This window comes from Promicromonospora sp. NPDC019610 (genome assembly GCF_044389365.1).
Classification (GTDB): domain Bacteria; phylum Actinomycetota; class Actinomycetes; order Actinomycetales; family Cellulomonadaceae; genus Promicromonospora.
In genome coordinates this window covers 1,898,517-1,924,487 of record NZ_JBIRXX010000001.1, presented here as the reverse complement: position 1 = coordinate 1,924,487, position 25,971 = coordinate 1,898,517, and the positions used below count along the sequence as shown (strand labels likewise).

Annotated in this window: 19 protein-coding genes; 10 read left to right on the top strand and 9 right to left on the bottom strand. The window is 74.0% G+C overall.

From position 1 onward, the window contains the following. Positions 1 to 27: 27 nt before the first annotated feature. Positions 28 to 249 (top strand): hypothetical protein, encoded by a 222-nt coding sequence (locus ACH45N_RS08580; RefSeq protein WP_285103134.1) that lies wholly within the window; start codon positions 28 to 30, stop codon positions 247 to 249. A 101-nt stretch (positions 250 to 350) separates the two neighbouring features. Beyond that, positions 351 to 743 (top strand): BlaI/MecI/CopY family transcriptional regulator, encoded by a 393-nt coding sequence (locus ACH45N_RS08575; protein ID WP_397392971.1) that lies wholly within the window; start codon positions 351 to 353, stop codon positions 741 to 743. A gap of 457 nt (positions 744 to 1,200) precedes the next feature. Here the strand turns inward: ACH45N_RS08575 and ACH45N_RS08570 are convergent, their stop codons facing one another. Then, positions 1,201 to 1,911, bottom strand: coding sequence for a DUF5134 domain-containing protein (locus ACH45N_RS08570; protein ID WP_397392970.1), 711 nt, complete (start codon positions 1,909 to 1,911; stop codon positions 1,201 to 1,203). 117 nt (positions 1,912 to 2,028) lie between these two features. Between ACH45N_RS08570 and ACH45N_RS08565 the strand changes: the two genes are divergently transcribed. Further along, on the top strand, positions 2,029 to 2,241 hold the full coding sequence (locus ACH45N_RS08565) for a heavy-metal-associated domain-containing protein (RefSeq protein ID WP_397392969.1): 213 nt from the start codon (positions 2,029 to 2,031) through the stop codon (positions 2,239 to 2,241). Here the strand turns inward: ACH45N_RS08565 and ACH45N_RS08560 are convergent. The 3 genes from ACH45N_RS08560 to ACH45N_RS08550 all read right to left on the bottom strand — a co-directional run bounded on the left by ACH45N_RS08560 (position 2,225) and on the right by ACH45N_RS08550 (position 5,224). Then, the gene (locus ACH45N_RS08560; RefSeq protein WP_397392968.1) at positions 2,225 to 3,685 is read right to left on the bottom strand and encodes a PepSY-associated TM helix domain-containing protein; all 1,461 of its coding nucleotides are present in this window, start codon (positions 3,683 to 3,685) and stop codon (positions 2,225 to 2,227) included. The two genes, ACH45N_RS08565 and ACH45N_RS08560, sit on opposite strands and share 17 nt — an antisense overlap. 179 nt (positions 3,686 to 3,864) lie before the next feature. After that, positions 3,865 to 4,509, bottom strand: a complete 645-nt coding sequence (locus tag ACH45N_RS08555; protein ID WP_397392967.1) for a hypothetical protein — start codon at positions 4,507 to 4,509, stop codon at positions 3,865 to 3,867. Between the two features lie 103 nt (positions 4,510 to 4,612). Then, positions 4,613 to 5,224, bottom strand: coding sequence for a TetR/AcrR family transcriptional regulator (locus tag ACH45N_RS08550; RefSeq protein WP_397392966.1), 612 nt, complete (start codon positions 5,222 to 5,224; stop codon positions 4,613 to 4,615). A gap of 145 nt (positions 5,225 to 5,369) precedes the next feature. Between ACH45N_RS08550 and ACH45N_RS08545 the strand changes: the two genes are divergently transcribed. Both ACH45N_RS08545 and ACH45N_RS08540 read left to right on the top strand, forming a co-directional pair. Then, positions 5,370 to 6,227, top strand: a complete 858-nt coding sequence (locus ACH45N_RS08545; protein ID WP_397392965.1) for an alpha/beta hydrolase — start codon at positions 5,370 to 5,372, stop codon at positions 6,225 to 6,227. 20 nt (positions 6,228 to 6,247) lie between these two features. After that, positions 6,248 to 6,976: an aminotransferase class IV gene (locus ACH45N_RS08540; protein WP_397392964.1), complete on the top strand. Its 729-nt coding sequence runs from the start codon at positions 6,248 to 6,250 to the stop codon at positions 6,974 to 6,976. Between the two features lie 315 nt (positions 6,977 to 7,291). Here ACH45N_RS08540 and ACH45N_RS08535 read toward each other — a convergent pair whose 3' ends face one another. After that, complete coding sequence (locus ACH45N_RS08535; RefSeq protein ID WP_397392963.1) at positions 7,292 to 7,753, bottom strand: winged helix-turn-helix transcriptional regulator; 462 nt, start codon at positions 7,751 to 7,753, stop codon at positions 7,292 to 7,294. A gap of 71 nt (positions 7,754 to 7,824) precedes the next feature. On the opposite strand from ACH45N_RS08535, the gene ACH45N_RS08530 reads away from it, so the two are divergent. Then, on the top strand, positions 7,825 to 9,234 hold the full coding sequence (locus ACH45N_RS08530; RefSeq protein ID WP_397392962.1) for an MFS transporter: 1,410 nt from the start codon (positions 7,825 to 7,827) through the stop codon (positions 9,232 to 9,234). A 106-nt stretch (positions 9,235 to 9,340) separates the two neighbouring features. On the opposite strand, the gene ACH45N_RS08525 is transcribed toward ACH45N_RS08530, so the two are convergent. Both ACH45N_RS08525 and ACH45N_RS08520 read right to left on the bottom strand, forming a co-directional pair. Then, positions 9,341 to 13,396: a S8 family serine peptidase gene (locus ACH45N_RS08525; protein WP_397392961.1), complete on the bottom strand. Its 4,056-nt coding sequence runs from the start codon at positions 13,394 to 13,396 to the stop codon at positions 9,341 to 9,343. A 173-nt stretch (positions 13,397 to 13,569) separates the two neighbouring features. Further along, the gene (locus ACH45N_RS08520) at positions 13,570 to 14,415 is read right to left on the bottom strand and encodes an alpha/beta fold hydrolase (protein WP_397392960.1); all 846 of its coding nucleotides are present in this window, start codon (positions 14,413 to 14,415) and stop codon (positions 13,570 to 13,572) included. Between the two features lie 109 nt (positions 14,416 to 14,524). Here ACH45N_RS08520 and ACH45N_RS08515 point away from each other — a divergent pair, with 109 nt between their 5' ends. From ACH45N_RS08515 to ACH45N_RS08505, 3 genes are all read left to right on the top strand, one after another. After that, positions 14,525 to 17,314, top strand: a complete 2,790-nt coding sequence (locus tag ACH45N_RS08515; RefSeq protein ID WP_397392959.1) for an AAA family ATPase — start codon at positions 14,525 to 14,527, stop codon at positions 17,312 to 17,314. Positions 17,315 to 17,417: 103 nt separating this feature from the next. Continuing rightward, positions 17,418 to 18,242: an alpha/beta fold hydrolase gene (locus tag ACH45N_RS08510; RefSeq protein WP_397392958.1), complete on the top strand. Its 825-nt coding sequence runs from the start codon at positions 17,418 to 17,420 to the stop codon at positions 18,240 to 18,242. Positions 18,243 to 18,303: 61 nt separating this feature from the next. Next, on the top strand, positions 18,304 to 19,128 hold the full coding sequence (locus ACH45N_RS08505) for an alpha/beta hydrolase (protein WP_397392957.1): 825 nt from the start codon (positions 18,304 to 18,306) through the stop codon (positions 19,126 to 19,128). 234 nt (positions 19,129 to 19,362) lie between these two features. Here ACH45N_RS08505 and ACH45N_RS08500 read toward each other — a convergent pair whose 3' ends face one another. Both ACH45N_RS08500 and ACH45N_RS08495 read right to left on the bottom strand, forming a co-directional pair. Then, complete coding sequence (locus ACH45N_RS08500) at positions 19,363 to 20,661, bottom strand: MFS transporter (protein ID WP_397392956.1); 1,299 nt, start codon at positions 20,659 to 20,661, stop codon at positions 19,363 to 19,365. Between the two features lie 73 nt (positions 20,662 to 20,734). Further along, entirely contained in the window at positions 20,735 to 21,742 is a 1,008-nt protein-coding gene (locus ACH45N_RS08495) for a helix-turn-helix domain-containing protein (RefSeq protein WP_397392955.1), read from the bottom strand. A 116-nt stretch (positions 21,743 to 21,858) separates the two neighbouring features. On the opposite strand from ACH45N_RS08495, the gene ACH45N_RS08490 reads away from it, so the two are divergent. Beyond that, complete coding sequence (locus tag ACH45N_RS08490) at positions 21,859 to 25,683, top strand: S8 family serine peptidase (protein WP_397392954.1); 3,825 nt, start codon at positions 21,859 to 21,861, stop codon at positions 25,681 to 25,683. Positions 25,684 to 25,971: the final 288 nt, after the last annotated feature.

Genomic DNA, 25,971 nt, shown 5'->3' with positions numbered 1-25,971 from the left:
CCGTCCGTTCCAACAGAGGAGACAGCGATGAGCGAGAACTCTCAGCTACTTCACGTGGCGACGTTCTGCGGCAAGTGCGACTGCGGCTGCCCGGAACTGTTCGTCGACCCGACCGCCGAGCCCCTGAAGCAGATCGTGATCACCGACGACTTCGGCCAGCGCATCCAGATGAGCCACGACCAGCTCGCGGACCTGGTGGAGCAGGCCCGCAGCGGCGCGCTCGACGCGGCGGCGCTGCAGCCGGCCTGACGTTCGGGTGTTCCGTCCGGTATTCCGGACGACGGCACAGGTGGCTGCCCACTCACCGGTGGGCGGCCACCTGTGCAGTATGGTCCTGCCAGGAGGGCACTATGTCAGGCAGGACTCGCGCACGCGGACAGCTCGAGGCGGAGGTCATGCGCATCCTCTGGGACCACGAGGACGCGATCGGGGCACGAGCGATCCAGGAGAGGTTCGGGGACGAGCACGTCCCGGCGTACACCACGCTCCTGACGGTGCTCGACCGCCTGGAGAAGAAGGGCGAGGTGGTCCGCATCGCGACCTCCCCCCGCAAGGTCCGGTTCCGCCCCACCCGGTCCGACGGCGAACGCGCCGGCGCCGCGATGCTCTCCGTGCTGGAGGGCACGGGCGACCGCGAGGGTGCCCTGCTCCGGTTCGCCGACCACCTGACCGCCCGGGACGCCGAGATGCTGCAGCGCGCGCTGCGCCCCAAGCAGCCCACGGGACGACGCCGCGCAGGCTGACCCCGCCCCGCCCCCTCGCGACGCCGCCGCGCCGTACCGGTCGCGGGATCCGCGAGGACGCCGGGAGACCGAGACACCGAGACACCAGGACGCCGGGACACCGGGACACCGAGACGCCGGGACGCCGGGACGCCGGGACGCCGGGACGCCGAATCATCTAGTCATGCCGTGTACCAAGGTGCACTCTTGCGGAAGGCGTCGGGACACGTGAATTCTGTTCAGCTGCGCCCCTGATTCCCTGGCCCTGCAGGACAGTCCAGCTCAGCCGAACTCGCGGGGTCAAGGCCGAACGAAATTCAGCGCAGCCGACCGGTGCTCGTCGGCATCACGTTGCCCCGCGGCGGTTCGTCCGGATTCTTGCCGCACTCCTCGCTCGGGTCAGGCACCTGGTCCCTTCCGGCATCCGGTTCCGGGCCGGACTCCAGGTCTGACTCGGCCCCCAGGGTCCCGGGTCCGGTCATCCGACAAGCATGAGCCCGCACATCGCGGCCGTGCCAAGGCTCATCAGGCCGCCCGCCAGCAGGTCGAGCCCGGCTCGGTCCAGGCCGGCGCGGCCGCCCGCCGGTCCGCTCGCACGCGCGTGCCGGACCGCCACGACCAGGAACAGCGCGCCTCCGACAAGGAGCAGCACGACGAGCACCCCGCCGGCGACAGCCGTCGGGGCGTCCAGCGGCACGGCCGCCAGCGCCGGCTCGGCGGCACCCTGTACGGCGGCACCCTGGCCCCCGACACCGTGACCAGCGGCACCATGACCAGCGGGCCGAGCCATGACCGCGAGCGCCCACACCATCGCGAGCATCATCACGGCGTGCGTCGCCTGGCACCAGGCGCTCTCGTGGTGTCCGGCCCGCGGCCGGTCCGGCGTCCGACCGTCCGCCGTCGGACCGGGACCGCCTGCCGGGCGGCTCAGGGTGTCGAGGCCGTACCAGCCCGCGGCGGCCGCGAAGCAGGCCGCGCCCACGGCGAAGAAGGCGACCTGGGGCAGCGCAGGCAGGCGGACCCACCACGGCCAGACCATGGCCACCATCGCGAGGCCCATGCCCAGGTGGAACAGGTGGCCCGCCGCGAGGAGGGGCCGGCGGGTGGCGGTCAGGCGCGCGAGCGACCAGGCGCTCAGGACGGCGAAAAGGGCTGTCGCCGCCCACTGCACGACCGGGTCCGACGTCATTGGCGCCCCCGCGTCCCGAGATGTTGAAGCGGCCGAACCGCCGCGACAGTACCACATGATGTAGAGATGTTGTACGGTTCTGGGGACCGGGGGCGGACGGGGAGCGGGGTGGTTCCGGTGCGCACGACCGAGCTGTACGTGAACACCGGAACCTGCGAGCACTGCCGGCGCGCGCTCGTCGACGAGCTGTCCGCGGTGCCGGGCGTCCGGCGGGTGCGGATCGACGCGGCGTCGGGTCGGGTCACGTTCGAGACCCTCTCGGCGGTCGACCACACCCGGGTCGCGACGGCGGTCGCCGACGCCGGGTTCGAGGTCAGGGCGTGGCGCTGACCCGTTCCCCGGCGCGCCGCGCCTGCACCAGCCCGACGACGACGTCGACCACCACGAACGCCATGAGCGTGTACCCGACCAGCGGCAGGAACGTCCCCACCGTGATCGCGACCGCGGCGACCGCCGTCAGCCCCCACCACGGCGTGCCCTGGAGCACCCCGCGCCGCGGGGCCGGACCGCCGAGCCTGCCCGGCCCGCGCGGCTCGCGGGTGGGGCGCCGCTTCCACCACATCAGGTAGCCGAGCACCACCATCGAGCCGATGCCGAGCGCGAGCACGAACAGCACGACCTGGTTGAGGGGGCCGAGCAGGAGGCCCATGTGCAGGTCGATGCCCCAGGTGGTGAGCTTGGCGGGCAGCGGGAAGCTCACGAAGTCGGTCCGGTGCACCACCTGCATCGTGGTCCCGTCCACGGCCACGGCGTCGGCCTCGGTGGGCACGTCGCTCTTGTTCTCCTGCACGGTCCAGGCGGTGCCTGCCTCGGCCGGCGGCTTGATCTCCACCTCGTTCGTGTTGACGTTGATGCCCTGGGCGACGGCGAGCACGGCGTCGAACGTCGCGGGGTCCACCGCGCCGTCCGCCCCGGGGGCGCCGCCCCCGTGCCCGGCGTGCTCGTCCGCCTCGGCGGGGGCGCCGCCCGCCACGCGCGTGTCCAGGGCGGGCGTGGTCCAGCCGAGGGCGCTGCGCAGCTCGCCGACGTTGGCGCCGCCGTACTGGGACCAGGTGATCCCGGTGACGGACAGGAAGAGGGCGCCCAGCACGACCACGGCGCCCACGGCGGTGTGCCAGGACAGCAGCCGCCGGTACCCGGTCTGCCGGCGCTTCGGCCGGACGACCCCGGCGGCCCGCCGGGACGCGCGCAGCCGGCCGATCCACAGGATCAGCCCCGCCACCACGACGATGCCGAGCCAGGACGCCGCGAGCTCGCTGTACAGCCGCCCGGGGTCGCCGAGGTGCAGGCTGCGGTGCAGGTTGGAGATCCAGGTGCGCAGCGGCAGCGCGCCGCTGGAGCCGTAGAGGGTCAGGTCGCCGCGCACCTCGCCGGTCGCGGGGTCGACGAAGATCGCCCGGGACTCGCTGGGGCCCAGGCCGTCCTCGGCGAACATCACGCGGGTGGTCTCGCCCGGTTCGGGCGCGGGGCGGACGGCGGTGAGCACGGCGTCGGCGCCGACCTGGCCCTGGGCGATCTCGACCTGGTCGCCCAGGCTCAGGGCGGTGTCGGCGGCGGGGGCGTGCAGCTCCTGGTCGTAGACGACCTGCTCCAGGGCGGGGGTGAGCGCGTAGAGAGCGCCGCTCGTCGCGGCGACCAGGATGAACGGGCCCACGAGGAGGCCCGCGTAGAAGTGCAGCCGTCGCAGCAGCGGGCCGAACCAGGGTGTGCGGCCGCGCGGTCGTGCGGGGTCGGCCGCCGTGGGGACGTCGGCACCCGTGATCGTGTCGGTCATGTGGGTCCTGCTTTCAGGTGAGGAGGGGTTCGCCCGACGTCGGCACGCACGGGGACACACGGGTCCCCGCCCGCCGCGGGGGGGCGAACGCGCAGGGCCGCGCGGGCGACCGCGCAGGGCAGGGCCGCGCGGGCGCGCACGGGACGGCCCACGGGCACACGTGCGCCCGTGGGCAGAGCTCAGACCGCGTGCGGTGCGGGAGGTCCCCTCCGGAGCAGGGGGGTGAGGCGGGGGCCCGGGTGGAGCGGGCGGAAGACCGCGGCGGGCACGCCGGAGCGGGCGGGCGCCACGAGGGAGATCGCCCGTCCGACGACGGCCCGGGCGCGCAGCAGCCAGGCGGCCATCCGGGCGCCGAGCTCGCGCAGGCGTCGCAGGAGCAGCTCGCCGCAGTGCAGCACCACGACGGTGACCGCCGCGGCGATCCCGTGCCAGAGCCACATCGTCGGCCCGCCGTGCAGCAGCGCCGTCTGGACCGGCATGCCCGACGTCGTCAGCGGCGCCATGTCGCCGTGCCCGCCGTGGGCCCCGTGCGGGTCCGCGACGGCCTGGAGCGTGCCGGCCGGGGTGCCGAGCTGGAAGAGCAGGTGGAACAGGAGCTGGCTCGCCGCGACCGAGACCGACAGTCGCGGCAGCGTGAGCCGGCGGGCGACCAGGGCCGTGCAGACCGGCAGCGAGAGCACCCAGGGCACGAGGATCCCGAGCAGGCCGGGGAGGTCCCCGCCGCCGGCGAGGTGCGAGGCGAGGGCCACGAGGGTCGCCGCCGACGCCGCGAGGACGCCGCGCACTCCGCGCGCGGTCCCCCGTCCTGCGTCGGGTGCGTTCATCAGGCCGTTCCCCCTCGTGACGGTCGTGCGACGGACGCCAGGATATGGGTCAACACTCGGCAAAGGGAAGGCCGATGTGTGGCTTGCCGGGCGGCGTCGTGCCCTACGCCGCAGGGTCCAGGCCCGCCGCCTGGCGGGCCGCGCTCACGAACGCCACGCGCACGTTGTCCCAGCCGTCCAGGTAGCCGCCCACCAGCGCGGCGTCACGCAGCAGCACGAGCTGCCCGGCGCGCGTCACGGCGTCGTCGACGCCGGCGGCGGTGAGCGCCCGCTCGAGCGCGCCCCGGAACCAGGCGCGGTGGGTGTCGACGGCGCGCCGCACCCCGCTGCCGGCGTCGGGGTACTCGGCGGCGGCGTTGATGAAGGGGCAGCCGCGGGTGTGGTGCCGCGCGACGTCCTCGGCGATGCCCTGGATGATCAGCCCGACGAGCTCGACCGGGTCGTCGGTGGCGCCCTGCGCGCCGTCGAGCGCGGCGCGGAGGTTCGCGTCCTCGACCCCGAGGTAGGCCTCGACCAGGTCCTCCTTGCTCGGGAAGTGCCGGTAGAACGTGGCCCGCGTGACGCCGGCCGCCGCGACGATGCGGTCCACCCCCACCACGTGGATGCCCTCGGCGTAGAACAGCTCGGACGCGGTCCGCAGCAGGCGTTCGCGGGCCTCGGAGCCTCCTTCGGCGGTCTTGCGGGGTGCGCGGGAGGCAGTGGATCTGGTTGCCATGTCTTTGAGCATAGAACGATCTTTCTCGTGAGGCGTTGACGCCGGCCGGGTGCGGGCGTACCTTCTGGGAATAACAGAGAAAGAACGATCGTTCTTCCTGTCGACGGACCGGGGAGCCCGGCCCACCGAACCTGAGGAGCCCACCATGAACGCCACCCCCGAGACCACCGGCACCGCCGGCGCCACCCCGGAGAAGCTGCCGATCGTCCTGGTCCACGGCCTCTGGATGACCCCCGCGAGCTGGGACACCTGGGCCGAGCGCTTCCGCGCCGCGGGCCACGAGGTGATCGTCCCGGGCTGGCCCGGCATCGACGACCGCAGCGTCCAGGACGTCCGCAACAACCCCGCGGCGCTGCGCGGCGTCGGACTCAAGGAGATCACCGACCACTACGAGCGCATCATCCGCGCCCTGCCGGTGAAGCCCATCATCATGGGCCACTCGTTCGGCGGCGTCATCACCCAGATGCTGGCCGACCGCGGCCTCGGCGCCGCCTACGTCGGCGTCGCCCCCGCGCAGACCGCCGGCATCAGCGTGCTGCCGCTGTCCACGCTGCGCACCGGCCTGCCGATCCTGTCCAACCCGTTCGGCCGCAACGGCGCCAAGCCGCTGTCGAAGGCGCACTTCCACTTCACCTTCGGCAACGACCTGAACCGCGCCTCGTCGGACGTCCTCTGGGAGCAGTCCGCCGTCCCGTCCTACAACCGGGTCCTGTTCGAGGGCGTCGCGTCGACCATGAACGAGAAGACCGGCGTCACCCACGTCGACTACGCCCGCGCCGACCGCGCGCCGCTCCTGGTGATCACCGGCGGCATCGACCACGTGGCCCCGCCCGCCATCGGCAAGGCGATCGTGGCCAAGTACACCGGCACCGGCAGCCCGTCGGTCGTCGAGTACAAGGAGTACGCGGGCCGCACGCACCGGCTCGTCTCCCAGCCGGGCTGGGAGGAGATCGCCGACCACGCCCTCACCTGGGCCACGTCCCACGCCGCCGTCACCGCGTGACAGCGGGCTAGGGTCCGAGGGTGCGTATCGAGACCAACGGGCGGCCTGCGGCTGCCGCCGACCTGTTCAGCACCTACGGCCACTTCACGGCCATGCAGGTGCGCGACGGCGGGGTCCAGGGCCTGGCCCACCACCTGACCCGGCTCGACGCCGCGCACCGCGAGCTGTTCGACCGCCCGCTCGAGGCGGACCGGGTGCGCGACCTGGTGCGGCACGCGCTGGACGGCACGCCGGACGCCTCCGTGCGCGTCGTCCTGCGCGACGCCGAGCACGTCGTGGTCACGGTCGCCGAGCCGCACCACCCGCCCGCCGCGCCGCAGCGGCTGCGGTCGGTCCCCTACCTGCGCCCGTTCGCGCACCTCAAGCACCTGGGCGGCTTCGCCCAGCTCGAGTGGGCCCGCCGCGTCGGCCGCGACGGGTACGACGACGCCCTGCTCACCACGCCCGACGGCGCCGTCGCGGAGTCCTCGATCGCCAACATCGGCTTCCTGGAGCCCGACGGCGCCGTCGTCTGGCCGGAGGCCCCCTGGCTCCACGGCACCGCGATGCGCCTGGTCGAGGACACCACGCCGTCGTCCCGCCGGCTCGTCCCGCTGGCCGACGTCGCCGGCTTCGCCGGGGCGTTCCTCGTCAACTCGATCGGCGTCGTCGCCGTCGCGTCGATCGACGACGTCCCGCTCCCCGACGGCGGCCCGCTCCTGGCGGGCCTCGTCGACCGCCTGGCCGCGGTCCCGTGGGACCGGATCTGACCCAGCCCTCGACCCGCGGACCGGGCCGGCGTGGCGGGACCGGCGGACCTGACCGATCCGCCGCGGACGGCGGCAGGGTGCGGCCGCCGCGTGCCCTACGCCCGCCAGGTGACATGCCCTCAGACGAGACCGGCCGGGTGCGCTGAACTTCGGTCGGCCTGGCCCCGCGCAATCCGGCTGGGCCGAATAATCCTGGGCAGCCGAATAGCCCGGGCCACAGCCGAACGAAGTTCAGCCCAGCCGACACCCTTCGCCCCAGTCGTGCACCCCGCCAACGTCAGATCCCGGCGGGCCGCTCAGATCCCGGCGGACCGCTCACACGCCGACGCCCGCGCCACCGTTCGCCGTCTCGAACGCCGCACGGGCCTCGGCGATCTGGTCCTGGTGCTCCTCGGTCCAGGAGACGAGCGCCTGGGTCGTCGCGAGCAGCGTGCGGCCCAGCGCGGTGAGCTCGTACTCCACGCGCGGCGGGACCTCGGGGTAGACCGTGCGGCGCACCAGGCCGTCGCGCTCGAGGTTGCGCAGCGTCACGGTCAGCATGCGCTTGCTGATGCCGTCGATCTCCCGGCCCAGCTCGCCGAACCGCAGCGTCCGCTCGTCCAGCAGGGCGATGACCAGCAGGGACCACTTGTCGGCGATGCGGTCCAGGATCTGCCGCACCTGGCAGTCCTCGCGCACGTCCCACTGGAACGGGTCGCGGTCCGCCCGGCACTCCGCCAGCTCCGCGGCGGTTACCTCGAGAGAACCCGGTGACGTCGAAGTGCCTTCTTGTGCCATCCGTCGATCGTGCCCAACGATCGTCATGGTTACAAGTGGTAACCATGCGGCACCCGAGCGAGGAGATCCCTGTGACGGACACGAGTGCGGTCACCCGACCGACCACGGCGACACGGACGGGCTGGGGAGTGCTCGCCGTCGTCTGCGGCGCCCTCTTCCTGGAGGGCATCGACATCGCGATGCTCAACGTCGCGGTGCCCGCCATCGCCGCGGACATCGGCCTGGCCACCGCCGACGCGCACTGGGTGATCAGCGCCTATGTGCTCGCCTACGGCGGGTTCATGATCCTCGGCGGGCGCACGGCCGACCTCGTGGGCCGGCGCCGCACCTTCCTCGCCGCCCTCGCGGTGTTCGTCGTGTTCTCCGGCCTGGGCGGCCTGGCCGACGACGCCTGGGTGCTGGTCGTCGCCCGGTTCGTCACGGGGGCCACCGCGGGATTCATGACGCCGGCGGGCTTCAGCCTGCTGACGACCAGCTACCCCGAGGGTCCGCTGCGCGACCGGGCGCTGGCGATCTACGGGGCCATCGGCGCGGGCGGTTTCACGCTCGGCGTCGTGGCGGGAGGGCTCCTCACCGACGCGGGCTGGCGCTGGGTGTTCTTCGCGCCGGTGATCGTGGGCGCCGCGCTCTGGGTCGCGGGGCGGCTGCTCATCCGGGCGGACGCCCCGGCCGAGGGGCCGCGCGGCGGGTTCGACGTGGGCGGCGCGATCACGCTGACGTCCGCGATGGTCGCGCTCATCTACGGCGTGGTGGCGGTCGGCGAGGGCGGGCACGTCGTCGCGGGGGTCGCGTCGTTCGTCGCCGCCGCCGTGCTGGCCGGCGCGTTCGTGCTGATCGAACGGCACGCGGCCGACCCGCTGCTGCGCCTGGCCGTGCTGCGCGAGGGCCTGCTGCTGCGCGCGAGCCTCGCGGGGCTGCTGGTGATCGGCGCGTTCTTCGCGTTCCAGTTCCTGATCACGCTCTACCTGCAGGAGTACCGCGGCTGGTCGCCCGTCGCGACGGGGCTGGTGTTCGCCGTCATGGGCGCCGACATGATCATCGCGCCGCTGCTCACGCACCGGCTGGTCGCCCGGTTCGGCAACGTGCCCGTGCTCGTGGCCGGGCTGCTGGCGGGCACGGCGGCGTTCGTCCTGGCCCTGCGCCTCGACGGGACGTGGGGCTACCTCGACCTGCTGCCGTCGCTGCTGCTGGTCGCGGTCATGTTCGCGCTGGTCTACGGGCCGCTGACCGCGGCGGCCACGGCGGGCCTGGCCGAGGCGGAGCACGGCGTGGCCGGCGGCGTCGTCTACACGGCGTTCCAGTTCGGCGCCGCGCTGGGCGTCACGGCCGCCACGGTCGTGCTGGTCGACGGCCACGCCTCGGCCGCGAGCGCGGACGACTACCAGCGGGCGCTGCTGGTCCCGGCGGTCGCCGCCGTCCTGGCGCTGGCCCTCGGAATCGCCACCTGGACCCGCAGCCGCCGGGACGCCGTCCGCGCCTGACCCTGGAACGCCGTCCGCGCCCGGTCCCGGGGCGTGAGCCCCGGGACCGGGCGCGGACGGCCCACGGTGCGCCGGCTCTGCCGGACGAGCCGTGGAAGCCGCCGAGCTAGCCGCAGAACTCGTTCAGCTCGAAGTCGTGCACCACCGTCCGGCCCTTGATGATGCGTGCCTGCTTCGACTCCGGCGGGTAGCCCGTCGCCGAGCTGAGCAGCGTCAGCCGGTTGTTGGACACCCCCATCCAGCGGGCGTATCCGCCGTCCGGCCCGGTCACGAGCGTGACGTCGTACTCCGAGCCGTCGATGACCACGAACGCGCCCTCCAGCGGGACGGTCTCGTCGGCACAGGTGGCTCCGGTGACCGTGCCGGCGATCTTGCCCCAGCTCGCCGGCGGGGTCACCGCGAGCGAGACCTGGACCCGCGGCTCGGCGTACGGCGTGCCGCCGTCGGCCACGACCCCTGCCGTGTACGTGCCCGGCTGGTCCACCCGGCTGCTGTCGAGGTCCACGAACACCTTGGCCGAGGCGCCCGGGGCCAGCGTGAACGCCGGCGGCTGGACGTCGAGCCACGGCACGTCGACCGTGGTCTCACCGGTCACGTTGAGCACGGTGTGCATGTCGGGGAAGCCGAGCTCCTCGACCGTCGCGGGCTCGGGGTTGCCGCACTCGTCGGAGGCGAGGTACGACGGCGCCGTCTCCGGCTCCGCGTTGGACCCGATGAAGAACTCACCGGCACTGACGACCTCCACCACGAGCGTGCCGGACGCGGTGCCGGTGACCGGCACGTCGACCAGCGTGAGCTCCTGGGCCTCCAGGGTCACGTCGGACGTGCCCACCAGCGTCATGTTCTCGTAGACGAAGTCCCCGTCGAGCTCGTACAGGTTGACCGTGACGGCGGTGCCCGCCGCCGCGGTCTCGACGCCGAAGGACACGTCCGTCACGGCGAGCTCGCCCTGGATGTCGAAGTCCTCCAGGGTGAACGTCCGCAGCCACTGCGTCTGGCTGCCCACGCAGGCCACGGAGTTGCCCATGGTGATGTCCTGCGACGTGGAGTGCGTGATCGTCGTCCCGTCCGCGAGGAGCGCCGGCGGGGCCGACGGCGTGGCCGTCCTGCCGGGGTGCCGCCCGCTCCGGGCCAGCCCGTCGCCCTTCGCCGCGGCCACGCCCCGGGCGCCCTGCGCGCCCGAGGACGACGCCGTGCTCTCCTCGGTCACGTCGGCGGAGGCCCCCCTGATGACGCCGGCGGCGGACGCCGACCCGAGGATCTCGAAGTCGGACGACGCCGGCGCCACCTCGACGTCCGCGGACGCGGTGCCCTCGTTCGTCACGGTGAACGACCCGGACCGGGTGCCGCCCAGCCGCACCTCGCGGTGCAGGTCGCCGGGCGAGACGGTCAGCAGCGGGGCCGCGAGCTCCACGTCCTGCCGGATGACGGCGTCGGCGACGACCGTCACCGTGGCCTCGGCGGACTCGTAGTCCTTGGCCGTGTACCCGACCTGCTGCTCGCCCGTGGCCGGGGAGAACAGCGAGTAGTACCCGGCGCCCACCGACGGGTTCTCGGGGTCGGCGGTCCGGACGCTCTGCTCCCCCGCCGTCACGGTGGCGCCGTCCACGCCGTCGCCGGTGTTGAGGTCGTGGACGAACCCGGCCACGAGGCCACCGTCGACCGGCTCGCACGAGCCGACCGAGACGTTGTCGACCTGCCAGAACAGGGCGTACACGGCGTCGCCGTAGTGGAACCGGACCCGCACGTCGGACTCGCCGCCCGCACCCGGCAGGGGCACGATCGTCCGGCCCAGCGCGTCGGAGGTCTGGTGCAGCACCGTCTCCCACGTCGCGCCGCCGTCGAGGCTGAGGTCCACGTCGGCGTAGTCGAAGAACGCGGCGTACGCCTGGTCGAACATCAGCAGCGGCGCGTCGAGGCCGCTCAGGTCGTAGGACGGCGACGTGAGTGTCGTGTCCTGCGACCCGTCCTCGCCGTAGGCGTCGCTGTTCACCTCGGCGAACAGCCCCTCGCCGCCGGTCTGGTTGGAGAACCCGAACCGGTCGTCGAACGTCCAGACCTGCTCGCTGCCGGCCAGGTCCTCGACGGTCCAGCCGTCAGGCACGTCGCCCGACTCGAACTCCTCGGTCGCGGTGCCCGCCCCCGTCAGGCCGTAGCCGGGCGCGGTGCACTCGGCGAGCACGCCGAGCGCGGCGTCCGCCGACGTGGGCCCGGTGCCCACCTCGACGTCGCGGGTGAAGGTCGCGTACCCCGCCACGGAGGGCTGCACCACCAGCGTGTGCGTGGCCGACTGCGGCAGCTCCAGCGAGTACTCCCCCGTGAACGGGTCGGTCCAGGCGGCGACGCTGCTCGGCGCGCCCTGCACCGTGACCTCGGCGTCGAGCGGCCAGCCGTGCCCGGAACCGTCGGTGACGGTGCCGCTCACGGTCGTCGTGGGCGCGGCCTCCAGCCGTACGTTCACCGTGACGGTCTCGCCCTCGACGACGTCGGCCTGCGCCGCGGCGTCCAGGTACCCGAAGGCCGAGACGGCCAGCTCGTGCGCGCCCTCCTCCAGGCCCAGGCGGTAGGTGCCCTCCGAGTCCGTGGTGTCGGAGCGCTCGCCGGCGGCGACGCGCGCGCCGGCGACCGGCTCGCCGTCGGCGTCGGTCACGGTGCCCGCGACGAAGCCGTAGCCGTCGATCGGCGCGGCCGCGACGAGCGCCGCCACGTCGAGCTTCCCCTCGCCCCACACGTTGTTGTCGGCGGGGGTGCCGCCGCAGGAGTCGTCGGCCACGTCGACCGACGTCTGGTCGAGCAGGGCCTGGGTCGCCTCGATGTCGCCCACCAGGACGGGGGCCGCGCTCCACAGCAGCGCCACGGCACCCGCGAGGTGCGGGGAGGCCATGGACGTGCCGCTGAACTCGGCGTACTCACCGCCGGGCACGGACGAGCGCACGTCGTCGCCGGGGGCGGCCAGGTTCGGCTTGGTCACGCCGTCGGCACCGGGGCCGCGCGACGAGAAGTCGGCGATCTCGCCGGACTCCCCGAACGCGCCCGCCGCGTAGGTGGCCACGTTCGCCCCCGGGGACGACGTCGACTGGCAGCCGGCATCGCCCGCGTTGCCCGCCGCCCACGCGCCGAAGATGCCCGCCGCCTCCCAGGCGGCGATCTCCTCGGACAGGAAGTCGTCGATGGCGCCGGGCGCCTGCTGGCCCCAGGAGTTGTTCACGACGTGCGGCCGCTGCGACGGGTCGGGGTCGGAGCCGTCGGCCCGCGTCGGCGCGAGGATCCACTGGCCGGACGCGAGCAGGTCGGCGTCCGAGCAGGAGGCGCACCCGTTGGCCGCGATCCAGTCCGCGCCGGGTGCGACCCCGACCTGGTTGCCCGCGCCGTCGTCGCCCACCATGGTGCCCATGACGTGCGTGCCGTGGGCATCGGCGTCGCACGGGGAGCCGTCGCAGAAACCGCCGGCGTCGAACCAGTTGTAGTCGTTGCTCAGGCCGCCCTCGCCCAGGTAGCCGCGGTAGTGCTCCAGGAGGGCCGGGTGCTCCACGTCGACGCCGGAGTCGATGTTGGCCACGGTGATGCCCTCACCCGTGTAGCCCAGGTCCCACACCTCGGGCGCATGGATGGCGTCCAGACCCCACTCGGTGGCGAGCGGCGCCCGCGCGGTCGGGGCCTTGCGCTCGACGGGCTCGACGGGCTGCACCGCGAACCGCTCGTGCACCTCCTCGACCTCGCGACTCGCGGCCACCTGCTCGGCGAGCTCCCGGGTGCCGTCCTCGACGAGGACGGCGTTGCTGATCCAGTAGGACTCGTAGTCGACGCCCGCGGCCTCCAGGTCGGCGACGACGCCCGCCTGCGACGTCGTGGCCGTGCGGGTCAGGGCGTCGTAGACGTACTGGCCGCGTTCGTCCCAGTCGCTGATCGCCCGGGCCGGGGCGAGGTCCGGCGCGTCCGCGAACCGGATCCAGAAGTCGGCGGTCTCCTTGGCCTCGAACCGGGTCTGCACGCCGGGCGTGAGCTTGTCGGCGGCGCGCTCCGGCACGTCGGCGGCGAGCGTTCCCGCCGGCTGCGGTCCCGTGGACCCGGGTGTGGTCGCGAACGCAGGGGTCACGCTCACCGTGGTGGCCAGCAGAGCGCCGACCGCTGCGAGAGCGATCGGCGCGCGTCTGGTGGGCATGTGACTGTGCATCTTGCCTCCGGGGTGCAAGCGCTCCGTACGGGGCGCAACCACTGGCCCACGAGCGCGGGCCACGTGACACTCTGGAGAGAACGGGCGAAAAGGGCAACGAAAGTCGGCTGATCACCCGCTGTCCGCCGCCCGGGAACCAGTGCCCGGGCGGCGGACGGGCCTCAGCTGTTGCGGGCGGCGTCCAGGATCACCCGGGTGACGGCACCCGGCTGGCTGATCATCGCCACGTGCGAGCTCTTGAGCTCGACCGTCGTGGAGCCGGCGCGCTCGGCCATGGCACGCTCCGCCTGGGGCGGGATGATCCGGTCGTTCTTGGCCACGACGTACCAGCTCGGGATGTCCTCCCAGGCGGGCGGACCGGACGGCGTCACGAGCGAGCTCAGCGTCGCCGGGCGCTGGCTGGTGGCCATGACGCGGGCCGTGTCGCGCGGGAGGTCCTGGGCGAACAGCCGCGGGTACCACTCGGGGTCGATGTAGGCGTCGGCGTCGCCCTCGGGGGCTCCCGGGTACGGGCGCAGCACCAGGTGGTCGATCACCACGGGCGGCGGGCCGCCGCCCAGCGCGTTGGCGTCGGCCACGGTCTCCCCCTCGGCGAGCGCGAAGGCGGCCACGTAGACCAGGGCCTCGACGTCTTCGTCGCCGGTCGCGGCGTTGGTGATCACGGCGCCGCCGTAGGAGTGGCCCACCAGCACGATCGGCCCCTCGATCGTGTCGAGGAACAGGCGCAGGTACTCGCTGTCCGACGTCGGGCCGCGGAGCGGGTTGGAGAACGCCAGGACCGGGTAACCGCGGTCCTGGAGGCGCTCGGTGACGCCGGACCAGCCGCTGGAGTCGGCGAACGCGCCGTGGACCAGCACGATGGTGGGCTTGTCGTGGTCACCGTGGCCCCCGGAGGAGCCGTGCGTACGGGCCGGCGCGGTGGCGCCGGTCACGAAAGAGAGTGCGAGCAGCGCCGTGGCGAGCGCCGCGACCAGTGCGGTGGGGCGGGTGAAGCGTCTCCTGGTCATCGGTATGTCTCCTGTCGTGGTACGGACACCAAAGATCATCCGCAGGAGGCCGGGTGATATGGACCACGTGAACCACGTAGTCCCTCGCCGTCGGCCCTACCGTGGGCGCATGGAGACCGCCGCCGCCCCCCTGGGGCGCGACGAGGAGCTGCGCCGGCTGGCCACGCTGCTCGGCGGTGCTCGCAACGGCCGCGGCGGCTCGCTGCTGGTCCTGGGCGAACCGGGCATCGGCAAGACCTGCCTGCTGACCGCGGCGACGCGCACCCCGGGCCTGGCCACGATCCGGCTGGACGGGTACGAGTCGGAGTCGACCATCCCGTTCGCGGCCGTGCAACGGCTCGTCTCCCTGCTCCGCGAGCACTGCGGGAGCCTCCCGGAGCGGCAGCGACAGGCGGTCCGCGTGGCGTCCGGCCAGGCCGACGGGCCGGCCCCGGACCGGTTCCTGGTGGGCCTCGGCGTGCTCGGGCTCCTGGCCGCGGCCGGGGCCGAGCGGCCGGTGGTGTGCGTCGTCGACGACGCACACCTGATCGACGCCGAGAGCCTCGACGCCCTCGCCTTCGTGGCGCGGCGCCTCGAGGTCGAGAACGTGGCGGTCGTCTTCGCGGCCCGGGACGACGGCGGGATCGCCGACCGGATGGGCGGGGTGCCGCGGCTCGCCCTCACGGGCCTCTCCCCCGAGGCCGCGGCGCAGCTCCTGAACCGGTCGGCGGAGCGGCCGCTCGCGCCGTCGGCGGCCGCCGCGATCGCCCGCGCGACCGGCGGCAACCCCCTGGCCCTGATCGACCTCGCGGGCGACGCCCTGGTGCACGAGCTCCCGGACCTGGGCCTGGGCGGGGCGCCGGTGCCCGTCGGCCGGCACCTGGAGGAGCACTACGTGCGGCAGGTGCGGCGGGCCGACCCGCGCGTGCAGACCTGGGTGCTGCTGGCCGCGGCGGACTCGACGGGCAACATCGACCTCGTGACCGCGGCGGCCGCCGACGTGGGCCTGGGACCCGACGACGGCGACCGGGCCGAGGTGGCCGGCCTCGTGGAGCTGCAGCCCGTCGTGCGGTTCCGGCACCCGTTGGTGCGGTCCGCGGTCTACAACGCCGCGCCCGGCGCCGAGCTGCGCCGGATGCACGGGGCGCTCGCGCGGGCGGCCGCGGGGATCGGCATGGTCGAGACCGAGGCGTGGCACGCCGCGCGCGCCGTGCTCGGCACGGACCCCGCCGTCGCCGACCGGCTGGCGCACACCGCGGACCTCGCCGCGCGGCGCGGGGGCCTCGCCTCGCGCGCCACCATCCTCACGCGCGCGGCCGAGCTGACGGCGCCCGGGCCGGTCCGCGACGCGCGCCAGGTCGGCGCGGCCGAGGCCGCGCTGGCCGTGGGCGCGGCGCACGTGGCCCAGCGGCTCGTGAGCGAGATCGACCTGGCCGCCGTGGACCCCGTGACCCGGGGCCGCGCGCTGACGGTGCGCACGGGCCTCAGCCTGTTCAGCGCGGACGCCGAGGGGGTGCGCGGCGCCACCGCGGCGCACCTGCGCGCCGCCGACGCCTTCCACGGGCAGGACGCCGAGCAGGAGCAGGTCGCCCTCCTGCACGCGTTCGAGAGCTGCTGCACGGCCGAGCGCCTGATGAGCGGGGTCACGCTGGAGGAGCTGGGCCGCCGCCTGACGGCGGGCGCCGACCTGGCCGACGGCCCGACGTCGGACATCCTGCGGGGGCTGGGTGCCATCGTGCTCGACCCGTACCCGTGGGCCGTGGCCCCGGCGCGCGCGGCCCTGGCCGCGATCCTCGCGCTCCCCGACGACCGGATGATGCACATGGGCACCGCCATCGCGTCGCTCGGCACGTTCCTCTGGGACGACGCCGGGCGGGCCGCCGCGCTCGACCGCGCGGCCCAGGCGGCGCGCGACTCAGGTGCCCTGCAGGTGCTCGACACGCTGCTGTGGGTGATGGCGCTCTCGGAGCTGTGGGGCGGCACCCCGCGGCGGGCCGGCGCGTACGACGAGCTGGTCCGCGAGGTGCGGCGGGCCATGGGGTGGGACACCGAGAACGTGCCCAACGTCGCCGTCCTGGCGTGGGGCGGCGCGCCGCGGGACGTGGTGCGGGCCATCGCCGACGGCGCGGCCGCGACGGGCTTCGGCGGGGTCGAGGCCTCCGCCGTCGCCTCGCTCGCGGTCCGGGACCTCGCGGAGGGCGCCTACCAGGACGCGTACGAGCGCCTCAGCCCGCTGATCGCCGACCCGTTCCTGCAGGTCACGCCCGACCAGTACCCGGACTACGTCGAGGCGGCGGCCCGCAGCGGGCACCCCGAGGAGGCGGCACGCGTCGCGGGGCTGCTGGCGTCCATGGCGGACGCGAACGGCTCGCCGTGGTGCCGTGGTGTCGCCGAGCGGGCGCTGGCCCTGGCCGGGACGGACGAGGACGCCGAGCGGCACCACGTCGCCTCCGTCGAGGCCCTGCACGGCACCGGGGCCGAGATGGATCTCGCCCGGGCTCACCTGGTCTACGGCGAGTGGCTGCGCCGGGCCCGGCGACGGCGGGACGCGGCCGAGCAGCTGCGGCTCGCCCTGGCGCACTTCCACCACAGCGGCGCCGAGCTGTTCGTCGACCGCACGGTCGCCGAGCTGGCGGCCGTCGGTGCCTCCGGGGACACCGACGCCCCGCCCCGGCGGTTCGGCCTGACGGCGCAGGAGCACACGGTCGCGCGGCTCGCGTCGGCCGGCCACACCAACCCGGAGATCGCGGCGAACCTGTTCATCAGCCCCAGCACCGTCGACTACCACCTGCGCAAGGTCTTCCAGAAGCTCGGGGTCACCTCGCGGCGGCAGCTCGCCGACCGGCTGGCTGCCCCGCCGTCGCCGGCACCGGGCGCCACCCCGCCGTCGGACCAGAACCCCCGCCCCGCCACGTCGTAACCCAGGTCACGGGCCTGCGACGGACTACGCGGTTCGCGTGGTCCGCGCGTACCGCGACCGGCGGCAAGGTCGAGTTCATCACCTGACCGACCGAGGGGGCCACATGCCTTATGTCACCGCCGACGACGGCGCCGAGATCTTCTACCGGGACTGGGGCACGGACGGCACGCCCGTGCTGCTGAGCCACGGCTGGCCGCTGAGCTCCGACGCGTGGGAGGCGGCGGCGCTGTTCCTGGCCGAGCGGGGGCACCGCGTCGTCGCGCACGACCGGCGCGGCCACGGCCGGTCCAGCCAGACCTGGCAGGGCAACGAGATGGACACCTACGCCGACGACCTGGCGGTGCTCGTCGACACCCTCGACCTGCGCGACCTGACCCTCGTGGGCCACTCCACCGGCGGCGGCGAGATCGTGCGGTACGTGGGCCGCCACGGCACCGCGCGCGTGGCGCGGCTCGTGCTGGTCTCCGCCGTGCCGCCGCTCATGGTGCGCACCGACGACAACCCCGAGGGCCTGCCGCCCGAGACCTTCGACGCCATCCGCGCCGGCGAGCGGGGCAACCGTGCCCAGCTCTACCGCGACCTGGCCGACGGGCCGTTCTTCGGGCACAACCGGAACCAGGACGTCGACCAGGGGTTCCGCGACGCGTTCTGGGCGCAGGGCATGGCGACCGGGCACCGCGGCGCCTACGAGTGCATCGCCGCGTTCTCGGCCACGGACTTCCGGCCCGACCTCGCCAAGGTCGACGTGCCGACGCTGGTCATCCACGGCGACGACGACCAGATCGTGCCGTTCGAGGTGGGCGGCAAGCGGTCCGCCGCGCTGGTCGACGGCGCCGTCCTGACCGTCTACGAGGGCGCCGCCCACGCCCTGCCCGACACGGCGCGCGAGCGCCTGCACGCCGACCTGCTGGCGTTCATCGACGGCTGACCGGCCGTCCCCGCTGTCTTTCCGCCATTCCCGCCGTTCCCGCACCCTGAGGAGCTCTGTCATGAACGCAGCACAGCCCGACACCGTCGTCCTGGTCCACGGCCTCTGGATGACGCCGCGCAGCTGGGAGGCGTGGGTCGACCACTACCGGGCCAAGGGCCTGAACGTGGTGACGCCCGGCTATCCCGGCTTCGAGATCGAGGTCGAGGCCCTGCGGGCCGACCCGGACCGCATCGCGAAGCTCACCGTGCCCGAGACGGTCGACCACCTCGCCGGCGTCATCGAGGCGCTGCCGAGCGCGCCGATCATCATCGGCCACTCGTTCGGCGGCACGCTCACGCAGCTCCTGCTCGCCCGGGGGCTGGGCGCCGCGGGCGTGGTGATCGACTCCGCGCCGACGGAGGGCGTACGGGTCAACCCGCTGTCCCAGGCGAGGTCCCTGTTCCCCGCGCTGAAGAACCCCGCCAACCGGCACCGCGCCGTCGGCTTCACGGCCGAGGAGTTCCACTACGCGTTCACCAACACGCTCTCGGCGGAGGAGTCCCGGCAGGTCTGGGAGCGGTACGCCATCCCGGCGCCCGGCCACTGGGTCTGGGAGTACGGCCTGTTCGCCAACTTCAAGCCCGGACCGCAGGAGACCTGGGTGGACTACGCCGCCGACCGCGCTCCCCTGCTGTTCATCGCCGGCAGCGAGGACCACATCATGCCGCCGTCGGTGAACCGCTCCAACGCGAGGCACTACGACAAGTCGCCGGCCGTCACGGAGTACTTCGAGTTCGAGGGCCGCGACCACTGGACGTGCGGCGCGGAGGGCTGGCAGGAGGTCGCGGACCACGCCCTGACGTGGGCCCAGGAGCACGCGACGTCGCCGGACCCGGCCGCCTGACGCCTGACGCCTGACGCCTGACACCTGCCGCCTGACACCTGACTTCTCACTCCTCGATCACGACTCCTCACTCAGGGCTCCTGACACCTCACTCCAGACTGCCAACTCACCTTTGAGGCCCGGGTTTCTTCGCTTTGGACGGCGTCAAAGCGAAGAAACCCGGGCCTCAAAGGTGAGTTGGGCATCGGGATCCGCGGTCGGGATCCGGGGTCAGGCCGGGGTCGGGATCCGCGGTCAGGCCGGGGTCGTGGTGGGGGACGACGTCGGGGTCGCGTCCGCGACGCCGTTCACCTCCGGTGTCACGCGCCGTCCGACGGCGTACGACGTCGCCGCGATCCCGGCGCAGCCCGCGACCACCACGCCGATGAACGCCCCGGACCAGCCGTGCTCCAGCAGCAGCCCCGCCACCACGGGTCCCGCGATGGTGCCCGCCTGGAACGAGCCCGACCCGATCGCGTTGTACCGGCCGCGCAGGTGCGCGGGCGCCATGTCGTTGGTCAGCGCGGGCAGCACCGACTGCATGAGGGTCTCCCCCAGGCCGAACACGCCGTGGAACGCGAGGACGATCACCACGGCGGCGAGGCCGCCCGGCATCAGTCCGGTCACCCCGAGCAGCAGCCAGGCCGCCGCCCAGACCACGGCCATGAGCGCCAGCACGCGCGTGCGGTGCCGGCCCCGCACCCGGTTCATCACCCAGAACTGCAGCGCCACGATCACCACGGTGTTCACCACGAACGCGAAGCCGACCACGCGCGTGGACACCTCGGCGACCTGCCGGGCGAAGGCCGGGAACCCGCCCTCCATCTGGCCGTAGCCCACGAACGCCGCGAGCAGCCCGAGCGCGGCGAGCCAGAGCACCTCGGGCCGGCGCAGGATCGCGAGGTAGCTCTCGCCGCCCACCTCGGCGTCGTGCGGTCGGTCGACCCGGCCGTGCAGGTGCCGCAGCGGGCCGACCAGCACCACGATCGGGAGCAGGAACGTGGCGGCGTTGACCAGGAACGCCAGCACGAAGGTGCCGGGTCGCTCGACGTCGACCACGAGCCCGCCGACCACGCCGCCCACGCCGACGCCGAGGTTGAGCAGCGCGAAGTTCACGCCGTAGTACCGCTGCCGCAGGTCGCCGTCCACCACCGTGGCCACGAGCGCGTTCACGGACGGCCAGCCGACGCCGAGCTGCACGCCGAACAGGGCGAGCCCGGCGGCCGCGACCAGCGGGGTCGTGGCGAAGGCCAGCACCGAGTACCCCGCCACGGCGAAGAACAGGCCGGTCAGCATGACGCGCCGGGCGCCGTACCGGTCCACGAGGGCCCCGGCCGGGCCGGTCACGAGCACGCCGACCACGGCGATCAGGCCCATGAGCGTGCCGGACAGGGCGAGCGAGAACCCGCGCACCTCGTGCAGGTAGATGATCGTGAAGGGGAGCGTCAGGCCGCGGCCGAAGAACTGCACCACCACGGTGGACAGCAGCCAGCGGCCGTCCTGCGGCAGGTCCGCCCAGAATCCGAGGGCGCCGGTGCGTGGAGAGGAGGTCACCGCCCGATCCTCACCCCGGGCACGGCGGCACGGAAAGCGGATTTCGGCCGTCACCGTGCCGGCGTCGGCAACGTCACACGGGTACGGCCCCCGAGCGCACCCAGCCGCGGGTCGCGGCGTGCCAGCCGAGCTGGACCCGCGTCTCGACGCCGGCGAGGTCCATCAGCGCCCGGACCCGCCGCTGCACGGTGCGCAGGGACGTGCCGAGCTGCTTGGCGACCGCCTGGTCGGTGAGCCCGGCGAGCAGCAGCCCGAGCACGCGGGCGTCATCGTCGTCCACGTGGTCGACGACGTCGCCGGCCAGGCCGGACGTACCCACCAGCAGCGGCGTCGCCCGGTCCCACACGTTCTCGAAGAGCGCGAGCAGGGCGTCGAGCAGCGTGCTCTCCCGGACCAGCAGCGCGCCCACGACGTCGCCGGACGACGTGAGCGGCATCAGGGCGAGCCGCCGGTCGATCACGATGAGCTTGAGCGGCACGCGCTCGGCGAAGCGCACGTCCTCGCCCGCCTCCGTGGCCTCGACGGCCTCGTCGATCGTCACGTCCTGGCTCTCCAGCATGCTGCGCTCGACCACCACGCGGTACTGCACGCCGCGCTCCACGGCCTGGCCCTCGGCGGAGTTCTCCTGGCTGGACGTGACGATCACGGGCGGACGCACGAACGCGTCCACGCACTCGCGCGCCCCGAGCTGGAGCTGCTCGAACCGGTGCCGCACGGCGTCCTCGCCCCGGATCACGTCGACCACGTCGGTGGGGCCGCGGCCCGCCGCGGCCACCCGGTAGACCTCCTCCAGCCGGCTGAGCTCGACCTCGGCGTGCCGCACCTCGTCCTGCCGGCGCGCGAGGAGCGCCCCGAGCGCGATGGCGGGCGGCGCGGCCGCGAACCGCCGCTCGTCGCCGGTGATCCGCGCGGCCAGACCGTGCTCCTCCAGGCGGCGCAGCAGCCGGTGGGCGTCGCCCAGCGAGGTGCCGAAGGGGCTGAGCGCGGCCGCGAGGTCCGCGACCGTCGCCGAGGGCAGGGCGACGAGCTCGCTGTACGCGAGGGTCTCGTCAGGGGTCAGTCCGAGCACGTCGCCGAGCATGGCACTCCTCCGTCACGTCGATGGGTGCCCAACTCTGGCGGAGTCACGACATGCCGTAAAGCCGCCACGATGCGCCTCTTGTGACGTGTCGCCGCTCGCTGGGAGTGTCCAGGTCCATGAGATCCCCCACTCGGCGCGGGCTGTCGGCCGCCACCAGGGCCGCCGCAGCCGTCGCCGCGACCGCCCTGGTCGCCACGATGGCCACCACCGCCCACGCGACCACCATCCCGTCCGGCTCCGAGCCCGCCTCGGGCCCCGGCACCTTGTCCGGTCCCGGCGGCTCCGGCTCCGGCGGCACCGCGCCGCGGACGCCCGCCCTGGCCGACGGCCGCACCACCGTCACCCTCGTGACCGGCGACGTCGTCGACGTCACCACGACCGACGCGGGCGCGCTGACGGTCGGCGTCGAGTCGGCCGACGGCGGCGCCGTCCGCACCCAGCAGGTGGGCGACCACCTCTACGTGGTGCCCGACGCCGCGCTGCCGTACCTGGCCGCGGGCACGCTGGACCGGCGGCTGTTCGACGTCACCGCGCTGCTGGAGATGCAGTACGACGACGAGACCGTGGCCGCGACGCCGCTCATCCTGGAGCACACCCGCGCCGCGGCGCGCTCCGCCGCGACCGAGCTGCCGGGCGCGCAGCGCACGCTCGACCTGCCGAGCATCGACGCGTCCGCCGTGGACGCGAAGAAGGCCGAGGCGTCGGCGTTCTGGTCGGCCGCGACCGCCGCTTCCACGCGCTCCGCGCGCTCGGGTGCCGAGGCCGGCGCGTTCGCCGGCGGCGTCGAGAAGATCTGGCTCGACGGCAAGGCCGAGTCCACGCTGGACCACAGCACCGCGCAGATCGGCGCGCCCGAGGCGTGGGCCGCGGGCTTCGACGGCACGGGCGCCACGGTGGCCGTGCTCGACACCGGCATCGACGCCACCCACCCCGACGTCGCCGACCAGATCGCGCAGGCGGAGTCGTTCGTGCCCGGCCAGGCGGTCGACGACGACCAGCACGGGCACGGCACGCACGTCGCCTCCACGGTGCTCGGCACGGGCGCCGCGAGCGACGGCCTGTACAAGGGCGTCGCCCCCGGCGCCGACCTGCTGGTCGGCAAGGTGCTCGACAACGACGGCTACGGCCAGGACTCCTGGATCATCGCGGGCATGGAGTGGGGCGCCGCGAACGCGGACGTCGTCTCGATGAGCCTCGGCGACTCCAGCCTCAACGACGGCACCGACCCCATGGCGCAGGCGCTGAACGCGCTGAGCGAGGAGACGGGCGCCCTGTTCGTGGTCGCGGCAGGCAACAGCTACGCCGAGGGCTCGCTCGGCAGCCCCGGCACCGCGGACGCCGCGCTCACGGTCGGCGCGGTGGACGACGACGACGTGCGCGCCGACTTCTCCAGCTACGGCCCGCGCGTCGGCGACCACGCGATCAAGCCCGACCTGACGGCGCCCGGCGTCGGCATCGTCGCGGCCCGCTCGCAGCAGTCGGGCGGATCGGGCTGGTACACGTCGATGAGCGGCACCTCCATGGCCACCCCGCACGTCGCGGGCGCCGCGGCGATCGTCAAGGGCGCGCACCCCGAGCTCACGGGCGAGCAGCTCAAGGAGGCGCTGGTCTCCTCCGCCGCCGACATCGACGCCCCGGCGTACGAGGTGGGCACGGGCCGTCTCGATGTCCCGGCCGCCCTCGACGGCGTGGACGCGTCGGGCGGCGGCCTGCTCGGCTTCTACGACTGGCCGCACGACGGCGACGAGCCCGCGACCAGCACCGTCACCTTCACCAACACCACGGACGCCGACGTCACGCTCGCGCTCAGCACCGACGTCACCGGGCCGGACGGCGCGCCGAGCGACCTGATGACCCTGTCCGCCGCCGAGGTCGTGGTCCCGGCGGGTGGCACGGCCGACGTCACGGTCACCGGCGACGCCGACGACGCGGCACTGGCCGGTAAGTACAGCGGCGCCGTCGTCGGTACGGACGCCTCGGGCGAGGTGACCGTCCGCACCGCCGTCGCGCTGGTGAAGGAGGAGGAGCGGTACGGCCTCGACATCACGGCGCTCGACCGGTCCGGCGAGCCCGCCAGCGGCTACGTGGACTTCTACCGCTACGGCGACCAGTTCGTCAGCAGCCTGCCGATCGACCCGGCCACGGGCGAGGTGCCGACGCAGCGCCTGCAGCCCGGCGTCTACTCCGCCACGGCGTTCCTCGACGTCGCCGGCTCCCAGGGGCCGGGCTCGACCGGCATCGCGCTGGTCGGCGACCCGCAGGTCGTCGTCACCGACGCCGACCGGTCGCTCGTGCTGGACGCGCGCGACGCCGACGAGCTCACGTTGAGGACGCCCCGCGCGAGCGACGTCGCCTACCGACGGTTCCAGTTCTTCAACGACTCCGGGATCGGCGGCCTGTACTCGACGTTCGCCGCCACGTACGCCGTCCCGGCGGACGTCGACTCGTTCTACGCCGCGAGGACGGGTCCGGTCGACAGCGCCGACTTCGACTTCGCCGTGCGGTGGCGGGCCATCGAGCCGGCGCTCGACCTGACGGCGTGGAGCCCCCTGCCGGTCGGGTTCGACCCGGTCTACCAGAACGGTTCCGCGCGGCTCGACGGCCGCGTCTCGCTGCGGGCCGTCGCCGCCGGCACGGGCACCGCCGCCGACTACGAGGGCGTGCGGGCCGAGGGCCGCGCAGTGCTGGTGACCAGGGACGACGCCGTGACCGCCGAGGAGCGGGAGGCTGCCGCCCAGGCGGCCAGGGCCGCGCTGCTCGTGGTGGTCGACGACCGCCCCGGCTCCCTGGTCGAGAACGTCACCCAGGGTGACCTGCCGGTCGTCTCGGTGCCGTCCGCCCAGGGCCCCAAGCTCCTGAAGGCGGCCGCAACGGGCCGGCTCACGCTGACCGGCAAGGCCGTCGAGTTCCCGACGTACCTGTACGACGTGTCCAAGAGCTGGCCCGGCGAGATCCCCGCCGAGCTCGCCCTGGCGCCGACCACGCGGCAGCTCGCCACGGTGGAGAGCCGCTACAACGACACCGAGGACCGCCTCGCCGTCGACGACCGCGCGGACTGCCGCGACTACCAGTGGCCGCCGTGCCTCAGCGTCCGGGCCCTGCAGCCCACGGCGTCGGAGCGGACCGACTACGTCTCGACGTACGACGACGTCGAGTGGTACGAGAACGTGAACCATGAGAGCGGCTGGGAGCAGCGCGGCGTCCGCCAGGCCTACGAGCCGCGCAGCACCACGGTCCGCGACTGGTTCGCTGCTGTGGCGGCGCCCCGCACGGGCGACGGCTACTGGGGCCCGTGGCACGGCGCCGACTGGTTCGCGGTCAACGTGTCCACCGCGGGCGGCCCGAACGGCCTGACCGGCGGGTTCGGCTGGGGCGAGACCCCGGTGACCTCCCGTCTGTACCAGGGCGACACGCTGGTCCGGGAGAACATCGGGCAGGCGGTCCAGACGTCGGTCCCGGTGGTCGAGGGGCCGCAGAAGTACCGGTTCGAGATCGACACCGACGCCGCCGACGACGCGCACCGGTACTCGACGAGCACCCGCACGTCGTGGACCTTCGTGGCCGACCAGGCCGACGAGGCCGTGCCCGGTGAGAACGGCACGCCGCTCCCGCTGGTCCAGCTCGACTACGACGTGGACACGGCGCTCGACGGCACCGTCCGGGCCGGCTCGACCGTTCCGTTCGCGGTGGAGCCGTACACGGTGCCGGGCGCCCCGCGGGCGGGCTCCCTGGCCGGGGCGACGCTGGAGGTCAGCTACGACGGCGGTTCGTCCTGGTCTGACGTGAAGCTGCGGCGCGAGGGCGACCGCTGGAAGGCGAACCTGCGCATCCCGTCGCGGGGCGCCGACCTGGTCTCGCTGCGGGCGACCGCCCGTGACGACGCCGGCAACTCGGTGACCCAGGAGGTCACGGCGGCGTTCGGCATCGCCGGCAGGAAGTAGGTCCCTCCGCGGCGCCGGGCCCAGCGCTGAGGATCGGCGCCGGGGAAGCCAGTAGTACGCGGGTCGTGTTGCTGGGAGTGGACATCGGCTACTCCCAGCAACACGACCCGCAGCCGCAAGGGTTACGGAGAGGGAGCACTGCTACCTCTCCGTTACCCAGCCTGTCGGCACGTCTTCACACCCGGCGGTCCAGATTCGACCCGGCCCGGGTTCGCCCCGTCGGATCCCCTTTGAGGCCCGGGTTTCTTCGCTTTGAGTCGGCTCAAAGCGAAGAAACCCGGGCCTCAA

Bases quoted from the DNA above. Each gene is read 5' to 3' on its own strand.
- ACH45N_RS08580 (WP_285103134.1), top strand. From the start codon at position 28: ATGAGCGAGAACTCTCAGCTACTTCACGTGGCGACGTTCTGCGGCAAG.
- ACH45N_RS08575 (WP_397392971.1), top strand. From the start codon at position 351: ATGTCAGGCAGGACTCGCGCACGCGGACAGCTCGAGGCGGAGGTCATG.
- ACH45N_RS08570 (WP_397392970.1), bottom strand. From the start codon at position 1,911: ATGACGTCGGACCCGGTCGTGCAGTGGGCGGCGACAGCCCTTTTCGCC.
- ACH45N_RS08560 (WP_397392968.1), bottom strand. From the start codon at position 3,685: ATGACCGACACGATCACGGGTGCCGACGTCCCCACGGCGGCCGACCCC.
- ACH45N_RS08555 (WP_397392967.1), bottom strand. From the start codon at position 4,509: ATGAACGCACCCGACGCAGGACGGGGGACCGCGCGCGGAGTGCGCGGC.
- ACH45N_RS08550 (WP_397392966.1), bottom strand. From the start codon at position 5,224: ATGGCAACCAGATCCACTGCCTCCCGCGCACCCCGCAAGACCGCCGAA.
- ACH45N_RS08545 (WP_397392965.1), top strand. From the start codon at position 5,370: ATGAACGCCACCCCCGAGACCACCGGCACCGCCGGCGCCACCCCGGAG.
- ACH45N_RS08535 (WP_397392963.1), bottom strand. From the start codon at position 7,753: ATGGCACAAGAAGGCACTTCGACGTCACCGGGTTCTCTCGAGGTAACC.
- ACH45N_RS08525 (WP_397392961.1), bottom strand. From the start codon at position 13,396: ATGCCCACCAGACGCGCGCCGATCGCTCTCGCAGCGGTCGGCGCTCTG.
- ACH45N_RS08520 (WP_397392960.1), bottom strand. From the start codon at position 14,415: ATGACCAGGAGACGCTTCACCCGCCCCACCGCACTGGTCGCGGCGCTC.
- ACH45N_RS08515 (WP_397392959.1), top strand. From the start codon at position 14,525: ATGGAGACCGCCGCCGCCCCCCTGGGGCGCGACGAGGAGCTGCGCCGG.
- ACH45N_RS08510 (WP_397392958.1), top strand. From the start codon at position 17,418: ATGCCTTATGTCACCGCCGACGACGGCGCCGAGATCTTCTACCGGGAC.
- ACH45N_RS08505 (WP_397392957.1), top strand. From the start codon at position 18,304: ATGAACGCAGCACAGCCCGACACCGTCGTCCTGGTCCACGGCCTCTGG.
- ACH45N_RS08495 (WP_397392955.1), bottom strand. From the start codon at position 21,742: ATGCTCGGCGACGTGCTCGGACTGACCCCTGACGAGACCCTCGCGTAC.
- ACH45N_RS08490 (WP_397392954.1), top strand. From the start codon at position 21,859: ATGAGATCCCCCACTCGGCGCGGGCTGTCGGCCGCCACCAGGGCCGCC.